At 56.2% G+C, this 14,120-nt stretch carries 14 protein-coding genes; 5 read left to right on the forward strand and 9 right to left on the reverse strand.

The features are described 5' to 3' along the window. Nucleotides 1-3 precede the first annotated feature (3 nt). Nucleotides 4-777, forward strand: coding sequence for an FkbM family methyltransferase (locus tag HEQ34_RS10295; protein WP_296200117.1), 774 nt, complete (start codon nucleotides 4-6; stop codon nucleotides 775-777). 5 nt (nucleotides 778-782) lie between these two features. Here the strand turns inward: HEQ34_RS10295 and HEQ34_RS10300 are convergent, their stop codons facing one another. The 4 genes from HEQ34_RS10300 to HEQ34_RS10315 all read right to left on the reverse strand — a co-directional run bounded on the left by HEQ34_RS10300 (nucleotide 783) and on the right by HEQ34_RS10315 (nucleotide 3,944). After that, a complete protein-coding gene (locus HEQ34_RS10300; RefSeq protein ID WP_296200118.1) occupies nucleotides 783-1,664 on the reverse strand; it encodes an alpha/beta hydrolase in 882 nt (293 codons plus the stop codon). 108 nt (nucleotides 1,665-1,772) lie between these two features. Beyond that, complete coding sequence (gene rpsI, locus HEQ34_RS10305) at nucleotides 1,773-2,264, reverse strand: 30S ribosomal protein S9 (protein WP_295443277.1); 492 nt, start codon at nucleotides 2,262-2,264, stop codon at nucleotides 1,773-1,775. Beyond that, a complete protein-coding gene (rplM, locus tag HEQ34_RS10310) occupies nucleotides 2,264-2,743 on the reverse strand; it encodes a 50S ribosomal protein L13 (RefSeq protein WP_296200119.1) in 480 nt (159 codons plus the stop codon). The genes rpsI and rplM overlap by 1 nt, the downstream gene beginning before the upstream one ends. A 142-nt stretch (nucleotides 2,744-2,885) precedes the next feature. Then, nucleotides 2,886-3,944, reverse strand: a complete 1,059-nt coding sequence (locus HEQ34_RS10315) for a COX15/CtaA family protein (protein ID WP_296200120.1) — start codon at nucleotides 3,942-3,944, stop codon at nucleotides 2,886-2,888. Nucleotides 3,945-4,068: 124 nt separating this feature from the next. Between HEQ34_RS10315 and HEQ34_RS10320 the strand changes: the two genes are divergently transcribed. From HEQ34_RS10320 to HEQ34_RS10335, 4 genes are all read left to right on the forward strand, one after another. Continuing rightward, nucleotides 4,069-4,434, forward strand: coding sequence for a MerC domain-containing protein (locus HEQ34_RS10320; protein ID WP_296200121.1), 366 nt, complete (start codon nucleotides 4,069-4,071; stop codon nucleotides 4,432-4,434). Between the two features lie 318 nt (nucleotides 4,435-4,752). Next, nucleotides 4,753-5,211 (forward strand): transcriptional repressor, encoded by a 459-nt coding sequence (locus tag HEQ34_RS10325; protein WP_296200134.1) that lies wholly within the window; start codon nucleotides 4,753-4,755, stop codon nucleotides 5,209-5,211. Nucleotides 5,212-5,265: 54 nt separating this feature from the next. Beyond that, nucleotides 5,266-7,197 carry a 1-deoxy-D-xylulose-5-phosphate synthase gene (dxs, locus tag HEQ34_RS10330; protein ID WP_296200122.1) on the forward strand — a complete coding sequence of 644 codons (1,932 nt, stop codon included), beginning with the start codon at nucleotides 5,266-5,268 and terminating at the stop codon, nucleotides 7,195-7,197. Between the two features lie 35 nt (nucleotides 7,198-7,232). Continuing rightward, nucleotides 7,233-8,060, forward strand: a complete 828-nt coding sequence (locus tag HEQ34_RS10335; protein ID WP_296200123.1) for a restriction endonuclease — start codon at nucleotides 7,233-7,235, stop codon at nucleotides 8,058-8,060. A 42-nt stretch (nucleotides 8,061-8,102) separates the two neighbouring features. On the opposite strand, the gene HEQ34_RS10340 is transcribed toward HEQ34_RS10335, so the two are convergent. The 5 genes from HEQ34_RS10340 to HEQ34_RS10360 form a co-directional block, all read right to left on the reverse strand. Further along, entirely contained in the window at nucleotides 8,103-8,516 is a 414-nt protein-coding gene (locus tag HEQ34_RS10340) for a DUF3035 domain-containing protein (protein ID WP_296200124.1), read from the reverse strand. 24 nt (nucleotides 8,517-8,540) lie between these two features. Continuing rightward, nucleotides 8,541-8,798, reverse strand: a complete 258-nt coding sequence (locus tag HEQ34_RS10345) for a DUF3035 domain-containing protein (protein ID WP_296200125.1) — start codon at nucleotides 8,796-8,798, stop codon at nucleotides 8,541-8,543. Then, a complete protein-coding gene (gene lspA / locus HEQ34_RS10350) occupies nucleotides 8,795-9,343 on the reverse strand; it encodes a signal peptidase II (protein ID WP_296200126.1) in 549 nt (182 codons plus the stop codon). The genes HEQ34_RS10345 and lspA overlap by 4 nt, the downstream gene beginning before the upstream one ends. 273 nt (nucleotides 9,344-9,616) lie before the next feature. Beyond that, entirely contained in the window at nucleotides 9,617-12,820 is a 3,204-nt protein-coding gene (locus HEQ34_RS10355; protein ID WP_296200127.1) for an isoleucine--tRNA ligase, read from the reverse strand. A gap of 223 nt (nucleotides 12,821-13,043) precedes the next feature. Beyond that, entirely contained in the window at nucleotides 13,044-13,973 is a 930-nt protein-coding gene (locus HEQ34_RS10360) for a bifunctional riboflavin kinase/FAD synthetase (RefSeq protein ID WP_296200129.1), read from the reverse strand. Nucleotides 13,974-14,120 lie beyond the last annotated feature (147 nt).

The following is a 14,120-nucleotide window of genomic DNA, read 5'->3' on the forward strand; positions in this document are numbered from 1 at the left end:
AAGATGACGAACGGCGATTTTTTGATCAAGCAGTTGAAAAAGGCTGTTTTTCTGCCATACGCCAAATTGCGGGCAAAGCTTGGCGGCGAAGGCACTGGTTTTAGCCGCTCAAGCTATGGCGTGCTGATGAAAACAAACTGGCGCGACCGGACATTCATTTACTGCCGTTTCGCCGTCTATGGGCACGGCCTGTCCGATTATCTGAAAAGCCTCAAACAGCCTTTCGTCTTCTTAGACATTGGTGCGAACCAAGGCCTGTACAGCCTGATTGCCGGACAGAACCCGCATTGCACCCGCGCGATAGCGCTTGAGCCAGTGCCGGATACATTTGAGCGGCTGAGCCAGAATATCAACGCCAACAACCTTCAAGGCAAAGTCCAAGCGGTGCAAGCCGCCCTATCAAGCCAAGCGGGCACAGCGAAAATCGTCTTTGATGCCGCGCATAGCGGGCTCGCCTCGCTACGTGATGACGGCGCAGAAGGTTTGGACATCAGTACCATCAATATGGAAGCTTTCGATGATCTGCTTGGCGATCCCGAAATGTTGGTCATCAAGGTCGATGTCGAAGGGCATGAAGCCGCGGTGATGGCAGAGCTGGTCAAGTCGCGTTTTCTGTCGCGCATCCAGTCGGTGTTTTACGAAGTCGATGCCAAATGGAGCGATGCCGACAGCTTGCGTGCGATTTTGGAAAGCGGCGGCTTTACCCATTTCGTGACCGTGGGCCGTGGCAAGCATTATGACGTATTGGCCACCCGCAAGCCACAAGCGGTCGCTTGAAATGGTCAGTGCGCGTTTATGAAGTTCACGACATCCTTCACAATGGGCGCCTTTTGACGGAACGGACGCGCGACGGCCATGATGATATCTGCGTGGCCCACATCAGGATAAATCCTTAACTGCTGCTGCCCGCCGAGCTTTTGTATCTTCTCGGATAGGATTTTGCTGTTGCGGGGCTTCACGACGGTGTCCTTATCACCTGTGAGCAGAAGCAGCGGTGGAGCATCCGCGCGCGCAAAAGTGATTGGCTGCGTTTCGGTCAGGTCCGGCCACTGGCCCAAGGCAATTTTTGATGAATCGGTCGTCAGCGGCAGGAAATCATACGGCCCGGCAAGGCCGATGACCCCTTTGATCACATCCGGCGTCAGATTTTTCGCCGCCAGCCATTGCGGGTCAAGCGCCGTCATCATCGCGATATGCGCGCCAGCGCTATGTCCCATAAGAAAAATACGTTCGGGGTCGCCGTCATGCTCGACGATGTTGGCATTGACCCAAGCAATAGCGGCGGCTGTGTCTTGCACAAATGCAGGAAAGCGCACCTTCGGCGATTTGCGATAGTCGGCAATAACGGTAACAAAACCGCGCGATGCAAAGGCACGTCCCAGAAAGCCATAGCCCTCTCGTTCGCCATCACGCCACGCGCCGCCGTGAAAGAAAATAAGCACGGGAAGCGGCGATTTGGCTTTTTTGGTTGGCGCATAAATATCGAGCTTCTGCCGTGCATCGACGCCATATGCGATGCCCGTCACGGGCGGTTCTGTATACTCCGCAGCACCCGGCGCCATCCGGTCTGCGAAATCCAGTTTCTGCGGGTCGGTTTTGCTCCAGAACCAAAAGCCGGAACAGATGAGAACGAGAAGCAACGCACTAAGGATATATTTGATCATCAGCACCATGTGCCAATCAAAGTGCTGGTCCACAACAAAAAAGGCGACCCCAATGGAGCCGCCTTTTTGTGTAAGCCATAAAATTGGCCCACGGTGTTCTGCTTATTATTAGCGCTTCGAGAATTGGAAGCTCTTACGCGCCTTGGCCTTGCCGTATTTCTTACGCTCGACCACGCGGCTGTCGCGGGTCAGGAAGCCTTCCGACTTCACGGCGCTACGCAGCAACGGCTCATATTTCGACAGCGCTTGCGCGATGCCGTGCTTTACGGCGCCGGCTTGACCGGAAAGACCGCCGCCCTTCACGGTTGCGATAACGTCATATTGGCCGGTACGCTCGGTAACACCAAATGGTTGGTTGATGACGAGACGCAGCGACGGACGTGCGAAATAGATTTCTTGGTCGCGGCCATTGACGACAATCTTGCCAGTGCCAGGCTTCAACCATACGCGGGCAACCGCGTCCTTGCGGCGGCCAGTGGCATAAGCGCGGCCTTGCGCGTCGATTTCCTGTTCACGAATGACAGCAGCGATCTGTGCAGGTGCTTGAACGTCGGCGCCCAAGGTTTCGAGATCAGCCAGCGAAGTTGCAGTATCGGACATTATGCACCCACCTTATTCTTGCGGTTCATGGAAGCGACGTCGAGCGTCGTTGGCTGTTGACCGGCATGCGGATGCTCGGTGCCATTGTACAAATGCAGCGCGCGCATTTGCGCGCGACCCAACGGACCACGTGGAACCATGCGCTCAACGGCCTTTTCAAGGACACGCTCAGGAAACTTACCGTCGAGTATCTTGCCGGCAGTGATTGCCTTGATACCGCCGATGTAACCGGTGTGGCGATAATAGACCTTGTCGGTCAATTTCTTGCCGGTGAACTTCACCTTGTCCGCATTGATGACGACAACATGGTCGCCGCAATCCACATGTGGGGTGTAGCTTGGCTTGGTCTTACCACGCAGGATGTTGGCGATAAGGCTGGCCACACGGCCAACAACCAAACCTTCTGCGTCAATGAGGATCCACGATTTCTCGACGTCCTGCGGACGGATCGATTTCGTAACTCTGGATAGCGTTTTCATCGCTAATCACACCTTTCGAAATTTTGTAGATAACTAGAATCATGAATGACCCACATGCGAAGCGGAGCCAATGGCGACAAAACCCCCGATAGTCAAGCAAAAGCAGGGGTTTTACGACGGGTATAATAATACCGTTTGAAAATTATGCCGTTTCGCGTCCCAATATATGCGCGCCCCATATGGTGGCTGCGACCAGCACAGCGCCGACCGCCTGATGCGACACCGCCAGAACGATGTTGACGCCGGTCATGACGGTAGCAATGCCTAAGATGATCTGAACGCCAAAGGCGCTGTGGATGGCAATAGAGGCGCTACGTACGCCCGCTTGTTTGACGCGGCGCGCCAGCAGGATCAAGGCGAACACTGCGACCCACGCCCACCAGCGATGGACGAAATGCGTGAGATAGGGGTCGTTCACCAACGCATAGAAAACGCCTTTGGCAGTATCTACGCCGTCGGGATACAGCCGGTCGTTCATCAATGGCCAACTGTTGGACACATAGCCTGCGTTCAACCCTGCGACCCAGGCCCCAAACAGCATCTGGATAAACAGGATCACAAAAACCGACGCCGTAAACAGAGTGAGTCTCGCCGGCTTCGCAGCGGGGTTTTTGACCAGTGCCTTTAGGTCGAGCGCAGTCCAAACCAGTCCACCCAGAATGATAAAAGCGGTGAGCAAATGTACGGCAAGGCGGTAATGGCTGACATCGGTGCGCGCCGAAAGGCCCGATGACACCATCCACCAGCCAATGGTGCCCTGAAGCCCGCCCAAGGCCAGCAACGCAAGCAAACGCGGCTTATACCCGGCGGGAATGGCTTGCTTTATCCAAAACCATGCCAGCGGAAGTGCAAAGGCCAAGCCAATGACGCGCCCAAGTAAACGGTGAACCCATTCCCAGAAATAGATGAATTTGAATTCCGCTATGGTCATGCCGGCGGGCCCATTAATCTGGGTATATTCCGGAATCTGCTTATATTTCTCAAATTCGCTCATCCAGGCTGCCTCGTTGAGCGGAGGAAGTGCGCCGGTTATGGGTTTCCATTCGGTGATCGATAGTCCCGATTCGGTCAGACGCGTGATCCCGCCGACGACGACCATTGCAAAGACCAAGGCAGCGACGCCCATCAGCCAGTTGATCAAAGCAGCAGGTCGTGCGGATGGGATTTCGGACGCGGGATGTAAGTTGAGCGCAGTATTCATGCGCGCCGATATGCCGCTTAATGCCGATGGTCGCAAGCAAAGGCGGTTGCAAAAATTGCTAACCAAGCTGCAATTTAGCGATGTAATGTTGTAACGTGCATCGAATCAGTGTAGGGGCCGAGTCATGGCACAGGTATGGCAAAAATGGCGTTGGGACGGGCTTGGCCTGAGCATCGCCGGACTGTGCCTGTTGCATTGCCTGATAACCACGGTTTTGCTGGCCATATTTGCGTCGGCGGGTGGCTTACTGTTGAACCCCATGATCCATGAGGTCGGGCTGGGCCTCGCCATCCTCCTGGGCGTTTTGGCATTGGGCAAGGGCTTCCGTGCGCATGGCTTGTTCATGCCCGCCTTTATAGGCGCGCTGGGCATCGGCATGATGGGCGGCGCACTGACGCTGCCACATGGCACTATGGAAATCGCCTGGACGGTCATTGGCGTTGTCTTTTTGGGACTTGGCCATTTGCTCAACCATCGGGCCAGACGTTAGGGTCAGGACCTATTAAATCCACCTTCGCGGCGTCAAAATGGCAAAGATATCGAAGTAAAATGGCCGCCGCAGGCAGTCATTCTGCCTGCAAGGGCATTTTGTTTCGAGATCGAAGCCATTTTGGCGTCCTTCGGATTTGACCCATTTTGTCCATTGCCACGTTGGCAAGCTTGGACTTAGAACCACTAAGCCCTGCGCTTGCCGCCTGGCACTGAACAGTATGGCCTCAAACCGCGAAGGTGGATTTAATAGGTCCTGACCCTAAACCTTAATCGCGCAGTGATTGACCCGCCGCATGCCAACGCCTACATCGGCATCATGGCAGCACATCACCATCATGAGCATGCAGGCGCATCGCTTGCGCACGCCGCAGAAGCCGCGCTTGTCGGGGCGGGCGAACAATGGACCGATATGCGGTCAGATATTTTCGCCGTACTCGCAACTTTTGAAAAACCGGCGTCGGCTTATGATATTGCTGACCTCGTGTCGCAAAAGCGCGGCAAACGCGTTGCCCCCAACAGCGTCTACCGCATCTTGGACCTATTTGTGACGACGAACCTCGCGCGCCGCGTGGAAAGCGCGAATGCCTATATCGCCAATTCGCACCCGGGGTGCTTGCATGATTGTATTTTCCTGATTTGCGATAGCTGCGGCACCGCAACACATATTGATGATGATGCGCTGACCATGAGCGTGCGGGCAGCGGCGGAACATGCTGGCTTTGCGCAAGTTCGCCCCGTCATAGAAGTACGCGGCAAATGTGCCGATTGTGATTGAAAAATCTGCAATTACCCGTTCGACAGCCAGATAAAACGCCGCTAAGCTTAAAATATGACACATTCGCCTGACACGCCGTTACTTGACACGGTTAAAGTGCCCTCGGACCTTCGCAATCTTGCCGCATCGCAGCTTCGCCAGCTTGCCGACGAATTGCGCGCCGAAACCATTTCTGCCGTATCGGTCACGGGTGGTCATTTGGGCGCGGGGCTTGGCGTTGTTGAGCTGACCACCGCCATCCATTATGTGTTTAACACGCCCGAAGACCGGTTGATCTGGGATGTGGGCCATCAATGCTATCCGCACAAAATCCTCACTGGACGCCGCGACCGCATTCGCACCTTGCGTACTGGCGGGGGGCTTTCGGGCTTCACGAAGCGCAGCGAGAGCGAATATGACCCGTTCGGCGCTGCACATAGCTCAACGTCGATTTCCGCAGCTTTGGGCTTTGCCGTAGCCAACAAAATTTCTGGCAAGCCCGGCAAGGCAATTGCCGTCATTGGCGATGGCGCGATGTCCGCCGGCATGGCGTATGAGGCGATGAACAACGCGCAAGCCGCAGGCAACCGTTTGGTCGTCATCCTGAACGACAATGACATGTCGATCGCGCCGCCGGTGGGTGGCCTGTCCGCCTATCTGTCGCGCTTGGTGTCCTCAAGCGAATATCTGGGGCTGCGCAGCCTTGCGAGTAAGGTCGCCAAGCGCCTGTCGCGGCGCATCTATACCGCCGCATCAAAGGCCGAAGAATTCGCCCGTGGCATGGCGATGGGCGGCACCTTGTTTGAAGAGCTGGGCTTTTATTATGTCGGTCCCATCGACGGCCATAATCTGGACCAGCTAATTCCCGTACTCGAAAATGTCCGCGACAATGCCGAAGGTCCAGTCCTCATCCATGTCGTCACGCAAAAGGGCAAAGGCTATGCCCCTGCCGAAGCGGCCGACGACAAATATCATGGTGTGGTGAAATTCGACGTCATTACCGGCAAGCAGGAAAAAGGCCCCGGAGGGGGGCCGCCTGCCTATCAAAATGTGTTTGGCGAAACGCTGTCCAAGCTTGCGGAAACCGACCCCAAAATCTGTGCAATTACGGCCGCCATGCCCGGCGGGACGGGCGTTGACAAATTTTCCGCCACCCACCCCGAACGCTCGTTCGATGTGGGCATCGCGGAACAACATGCCGTGACCTTCGCCGCTGGCCTTGCCGCGCAAGGCATGCGCCCATTCTGCGCAATTTATTCAACCTTCCTGCAACGCGCTTACGATCAAGTCGTCCATGATGTCGCGATCCAGAATCTGCCCGTACGCTTTGCCATCGACCGCGCTGGTTTGGTCGGTGCCGACGGCAGCACGCACGCCGGGTCTTTCGACATCACATATCTTGCGACCCTGCCAAATATGGTCGTCATGTCACCAGCCGATGAGGCGGAGTTGGTCCATATGACCTACACCGCCGTCTTGCACGACAGCGGCCCAATCGCCTTCCGCTATCCGCGCGGCAATGGCACGGGCGTTGCCTTACCCGAAGTGCCTCAACAGCTCGAAATCGGTAAGGGCCGGATCATGCGTGAAGGCAAGAAGGTCGCTATCCTGTCGCTCGGTACGCGACTGGCCGAAGCGATCAAGGCGGCGGACACGCTGGACGCAAAGGGCCTTAGCACGACCGTTGCAGACTTGCGCTTTGCCAAGCCGTTGGACGAAAAATTGATCCGCCACCTCATCGCCACGCATGAAGTCGTCATAACCGTCGAAGAAGCCGCAGTTGGCGGCCTTGGCGCGCATGTGCTCACGCTGGCGAGCGATGCCGGCCTGATGGACACGGGCCTAAAAATCCGCACCATGCGCCTGCCCGATATCTTCCAAGAGCATGATAGCCCGCAAAAGCAATATGACCAAGCGGGCCTGAACGCGCCACAGATCGTCGAAACCGTGTTGAAAGCGCTGCGCCACAATAGCGCAGGCGTTGAGGAAGCGAGCGTGCGCGCTTAATGGGGCCCGGAGACCTCCCCCGGTATTGGGAGCTTATGCAACCGACTTTGGTGGCACTTGATCAGCTTGGCGGGTCAGCTTCAATTGATGAAATCGATGATCGCGTCGCTCTATTACTATCACTTCCAGACGATATGCTGGAAATCCCTTATCCGAGCGGTAACGGATTGGTCTTTCCTGATCGCGTATCATGGGCCCGCAGTCATCTTAAAGTCGCGGGGCTCTTGGAATCCGGTGGTCGAGGAATTTGGATCCTTACTGATGCCGGCCGGGATGCGATGGCATTAGATGGCCGACACTTGCAAAGACTTTACCGGGATGCACGATCGGAACGAAATACAGTCAACGCTTTAGATTCGTCGGAGCGAATGGCCGATCTTGAAGAGGATGAAAAGCAATCCACTTTGGATTGGCGCGATGAACTCCTTACTAAATTGAAGGGCATGGACCCCGCCGCGTTCGAGCGGCTCGCGCAACGAATTTTGCGCGAAAGTGGCTTCATCAAAGTGGAAGTAACGGGGCGGTCAGGCGACGGCGGCATTGATGGCACCGGAATTCTCCAGCTCAGTTTAATGTCATTTCATGTGTTGTTCCAGTGCAAGCGCTATCAAGGATCCGTTGGTTCCGGAGCGGTCCGCGATTTTCGTGGAGCGATGATGGGACGAACGGACAAGGGCCTGATCATTACAACAGGTACATTTTCTCCCGATGCTCGACGTGAAGCGACGCGCGACGGGGCTCCCCCCATTGACTTAATCGATGGTGAAGCGCTTTGCGAAAAGCTCAAGGAGCTCCATCTTGGGGTTCGCACTGTGATGGTTGAACACATCACTATTGAACCGAGTTGGTTCGACGAAATTTGAAATCAGATACTCGTAAGTATCAACCAACCGTTAGGGGCAGGCTTAACCCGGAATAACTGCCTGCGCGGTTTGGCCGTCGCCTTCTGGGGCGGCGATGATATCGCGTGTGATGCTGCCCTTGTTTACGGTCGTGGTCTGCGGATCGCCGACCGATGAACGAATGCCCAATTCTGCAGTGCCAGACGTCGTCGAAATCGCGCGTTCAGCAGCGGAGCGCGTTGCGGTCCCGCCAAACAAAGTCTCCAGCATCTGCTCCTGACCAGCTTGGGCAGGGCGCATGACCGATACCGCCGTTGGCTCAAGCGCAAAATCAGGCGGAACCACCAAGGGCGCAGCGCGGCCAACCGACGGCGCAGCCGCTTGATTGCCACCTAAGATGCTGCCCATTGACCCACATCCCGACAGCACAGGAAGCGTGATCAGGGCAACCGCAAAAAGAACAGGTTTTGTGTTCATAAATATATCCATTTTCAGGCCGAGTTACGGGCGAGGAGGCGTTGCAGGCGCAGTGCCGCCAAACATGGCGTCCAAAACCTGCTCCTTCGTGTCGCCATCCTGCGGACGCGGCGCGTTAGGGGTCGGCGTTGGCAAAGTGAAGGTCTTGGGAACCTCAATTGGCTTTGACCGGCTCACCGCAAATTCATCAGGGCGTTCGCGGTCATAGATGCTGGTCGTTCCGCAGCCCGAAAGCGCAAGAATAGCAACTGACGCCGCCGCTAAGATAGATATCCGCTTCATGACTTCTCCACTATGTCGGCATTGCTTGCAGTTTCCTGAACATCAGGGCCGCGACCGGCGTCCTTGTCACCTATCAGGAACGCGCGGGCAAGCAATATCAATACGCCAATGCTAATGCAGGCATCGGCCAAGTTGAATATGTAAAATGGTCGGAACGCACCAAAATGCAGATCGGCATAATCCACAACATAGCCATAACGCACGCGGTCAACGATATTCCCCAGCGCGCCGCCCAAGACCAATGACAAAGCCAGCACGTCGCCGCGCAATTTCTCGCGCCACATCCACACGCCTACGCCGACCGCAATCACCGCCGTGAGCGCAACCAGTGCCCAGCGTTCGCCATCACTATCCGCGGTGAGGAAACTCATCGAAACGCCCCGATTTTCGGCGTAGCGCAGGTCGAAGAACGACACGATGTGAATGACGCCACGTTCTTTCAACTGCAACGGCCCAAGCATCGCATATTTCACCATTTGATCCGCGATAAACACGAGGCTGGCGAGCAGGAGGCCCTGAAGGCGGAATTTGGGGTTCGGGTTCATGGGTTCGTCCTAACCTACCAAAACTGCATCGTCACTATCAAACCCCAAAGCGTCACCCTGAACTTGTTTGACCGATGGTCACTTCGTTCCAGGGTCCATTTATCATCCGCAACCGGCGGTTTGTTGGGCACGATGGATCCTGAAACAGTTGTGCTCTGCACGCCTTCGGCTCCAGGATGACGGGATTGGGAGAATCTTTGTGTCTTTGTGCCTTTGTGCGAACCAAATAAAGTTGATGGTTCGCACAAAGACATGAAGGCACAAAGAAGCGTGCTACCCACCAACAACATCCGCACAGCGACCGCACAATGCGCCGTCGTCGACAACCTCGGGAAGATGCCTCCAACAGCGACCGCATTTGTGGTTGGTGGTCTTGGTGACGAACACAGGAACGCCAACCAAACCATCAACCTGCTCAAATTCGGCTTTGGAGACGATAAGTAGCTCAGCCAAATCGGTTTCATCCGCATGGGACAACTGAACCTTAACTTGCGCCTCTAAACTGGAGCCGATTGTTTTATCACGTCGGTAAGGTTCAATCGCTTCTGTTACAGTGCGCCGCACGTCTCTTAAACGAGACCACTTGGCAACCAACTCGTCGCCCCAGCGCAGGCTGGGGCCTATCCCGTCTATCGAACCAACGCCGCCCTGGGTTGCAAGGCGTGATGGACCCCAGCCTTCGCTGGGGTGACGGGTGATGGGGAGTTCCGGCCAATCCGAAAAATGCACGCTGTCCGCATCGGGGAAGCGCGTCTGCCATACTTCTTCGCTGGTAAACACCAGCACGGGCGCGGCGTAGCGGACGAGGGCGTGGAACAAAGTGTCAAGCACCGTGCGGTACGCCATGCGCTTTGGATCCGTCGCGGCATCGCAATAGAGGCAATCTTTACGGATATCGAAGAAAAAGGCCGACAGGTCTTCATTCGCAAAATCGGTCAGCAACCGGACATAGCTATTAAAGTCGAAGTCATTGACCGCCGTCTTCAACTTCGCATCCATGTCCGCCAGCAGATGGAGCATATAGCGCTCCAGCTCTGGCATGTCGGCGACGGCAACCTTCTCGGCATCGGAAAACCCATCGAGCGCGCCCAGCAGATAGCGGAAGGTGTTGCGCAATTTGCGATATTGGTCGGACACGCCAGCAAGGATTTCCTTGCCAATGCGATGGTCCTCGGTGAAGTCCACGGTCAGCGCCCATAGCCGCAAGATATCCGCGCCGCTGTCACGCATCAGGTCCAACGGGTTGATCGTGTTGCCCAAGGACTTGGACATTTTCATGCCCTTTTGGTCCATGGTAAAGCCATGCGTCAGCACGGCATTATAGGGCGCACGGCCCCTTGTGCCGCAGCTTTGCAAAAGGCTTGACTGGAACCAGCCACGATGTTGGTCGCTGCCTTCGAGATACAAATCCGCAGGCCATGACAGATCAGGCCAGCGCCCGCTTTCAAGCACAAAGGCATGGGTGCAGCCCGAATCGAACCACACATCCAATATGTCGGTTACGCGCTCATAATCAGCGAGAGCATAATCGCTGCCCAGATATTCTTGCGCGCGTTCGTCGGACCAACCATCGACGCCATTTTCGCGGATGCCGGCGATGATGCGGGCATTGACGCCCGCGTCGTCGAGATATTGGTTGGTTCCCTTTTTCACAAAAAGCGTGATCGGCACGCCCCATGCGCGTTGCCGCGACAGCACCCAATCGGGGCGGCCTTCGACCATCGACGACAGGCGATTGCGCCCCTTTTCAGGGATGAAGCGCGTTGCAGCGATGGCGGAGGTAGCGGTTTGACGTAATGTTGAAAGCCCCTCCCCTTCAGGGGAGGGGTTGGGGTGGGGTTTCTCCGCGAACGCGGCGCCAGACGGAGAGACCCCACCCCCGTCCCCTCCCCTAAAGGGGAGGGGGGATAATTGCGTATCCATCGGCACAAACCATTGCGGGGTGCAGCGGTAAATGACCTTCGCCTTCGACCGCCAGCTATGCGGATAGCTATGCTTGTAATCCGCCGACGCCGCGAGCAACCCTCCACTTTCGCGCAACGCTGTGCAGATCGGACCGTCCGGCGCGTTGAACTTGGGGTTGATGACGCTGCCCTCACCGCCCAGCCAAGCCCAATCCGCACGATATTTGCCATCGGCTTCGACCGCAAAGACCGGATCAATGCCGTTCGCCTTGCACAGGTCGAAATCATCCTCGCCATGGTCAGGCGACATATGGACAAGCCCGGTGCCGCTGTCGGTAGTGACAAAGTCGCCTGCGAGCATTGGGCGGGGGCGCAGGAAGAATTCCGCAAGCGGGCTATCCCGGTTCAATCCTAGAAGCCCCTCCCCTTCAGGGGAGGGGTTGGGGTGGGGTTTCTCCGCGAACGCGGCGCCAGACGGAGAGACCCCACCCCCGACCCCTCCCCTGAAGGGGAGGGGTGAAGAAAAGAACTGCGCCATGGGATGGCGGACGGTGGTTCCGGCGAGGTCGGAACCTTTTCCTCGCCATTTGAATGGCTGCACTGGATCGCCATACCATTCCAATCCTGCCGAAGAAGGTCGGCCTTCTCCTATGGTCTGATTTCGGTCTAAAAATTGGAGCAATAGCGGCTCAGCTATGAGCAAGTATCGCATAGAAGCATTCGGCATTGATTGCCCGCCGCCTAACCATTCGGCTGAACCAACGGCGTCAGCCCACAGAACATACTCAACATCCGGCCCATAAGCGATCGCCTGATTGACCGGAATCGTCCAAGGCGTCGTTGTCCAGATCACCGCATGCGCGCCGACCAGTTCCGCAATCGGGCTTTCCACAATCTGGAACGCCACATCGATCTGCGTCGAGACGATATCTTCATATTCAATCTCGGCCTCAGCCAGCGCAGTCTTTTCAACCGGCGACCACATCACGGGCTTTGCGCCACGATAAAGCTGCCCGCTTTCGGCGAACTTCAATAGCTCGGCAACAATCGTTGCTTCGGCCTGAAAATCCATCGTCAGATAGGGATTGTCCCAATCGGCATTGATGCCCAGCCGCTTCAATTGTTCGCGCTGCGTATCAACCCAATGCTGCGCATAAGCGCGGCATTCGGCACGGAACTCTTGCTGCGGCACTTCGTCCTTGTTGAGCTTTTTCTTGCGATATTGCTCCTCAACCTTCCACTCAATGGGTAGGCCGTGACAATCCCAACCGGGCACATAAGGCGCGTCCTTGCCCAACAATGTCTGCGTGCGGACAACCATGTCTTTCAGAATATGGTTCAACGCATGACCAATATGCATGTCGCCATTGGCATAAGGCGGGCCGTCATGCAGGATGAACTTCTCGCGCCCACGGCGGCGGTTGCGCAGGTTCGCGTAGAAATCCTGCTCTTGCCAGCGCGCCAATATGCCCGGCTCCTTCTGCGGAAGGCCAGCCTTCATCGGAAAGTCTGTTTTGGGCAAGAAGACGCTATCGCGATAGTCTTGTTTCGGTGAGTCAGCAGGTTCGGTCATATTAGAAGCGCCCTTAGCGCAAGAAATTGTATTTCGTCACCCTGAACTTTCTTAGGCATCACCAAAGTACAAATGGCTCACGCAGAGGCGCAGAGAAGGCAGAGCCATCGAACACCGTCATGCTAAGCTTGTGTGTGCCCTGCATGCCTACGGCTCCAGGGTGACGGGAACAGCAAAATCTCCGCGACCCCCGCGCCTCTGCGTGAACTTTCTCATTTAGAAATCAGACTAAAATGTCGCGAGCCTTGTCACAATCCTTGGCCATCTGCACCATGAGCGCGTCGAGACTGTCAAACTTCGCCTCCCCACGAATAAAGGCGTGGAATTCGATTTCGATATTCTGGTCATATAAATCTTCGGCAAAGTCGAAGAAATGTGGCTCAAGCAATTCTTTGGGCGGGTCAAAGGTTGGGCGGATGCCCAGATTTGCCGCGCCGTTTAGCACGCGACCATCGGGCAAACGGCCCTTTACCGCATAAATGCCGTAACGCGGGCGCAGATAATGGCCCATGTCGATATTGGCGGTAGGAAAACCCAGAAGTCGGCCGTTTTTGTCACCATGTTGCACAATGCCTTGGACGGTAAAGGGTCGCGTGAGCAAGGCTGTCGCGGTTGCGCAGTTGCCGTCTTGCAACGCAGTGCGGACGCGGCTTGACGAGATGATACCTGCGTCATCGACCACTGGGCCCATCGCGGTGGAGGAAAGCCCATGCGCGCCACCCATATCGCGCAGCACATCGATATTGCCGCCGCGCGCTTTGCCAAAGGTGAAGTCTTCGCCCGTGACAACAGCCGAAATCCCAAGCCGTTCAATGAGCAATTTGACGATGAAATCTTCGGCGCTGGTCGCCGCAAGTTCAGCATCAAAATCAAACACTAACATAGCGTCCGCGCCCGCGTCCTCGAAAAGCCGCCGCCGTTGGTCGAGCGTCGTCAGCCGGAACCAGGGCGATTGCGGCGCGAAAAAACGCACCGGATGCGGGTCAAATGTCGCGATGATGGCTGGACAGCCAGCCGCCTTCGCCTGCGCAATGGCTTCGCCTGCGACCGCCTGATGCCCCAAATGAAAGCCATCAAAATTGCCCAAAGCGACGACAGCGCCGCGCAAGGTATCAGGCATGCGGTCTTTGGCGGAAAGGCGGGGGATCATCATATCTCGAAAAACCGTAGCCCTGAGCCGTCAGTGCGATAGCACTGGCGAAAGTCGAAGGGCGGTATTGCGCAAATGGCCGCCCTTCGACGGACGCAGCCGCTGCGCGACTGCTGCTCAGGGCTACGGTTAAGTCGAAACCTCATTGCG

The sequence above is a fragment of the Sphingorhabdus sp. genome (assembly GCF_023910635.1).
In the GTDB taxonomy this organism is placed as follows: Bacteria; Pseudomonadota; Alphaproteobacteria; order Sphingomonadales; family Sphingomonadaceae; genus Sphingorhabdus_B.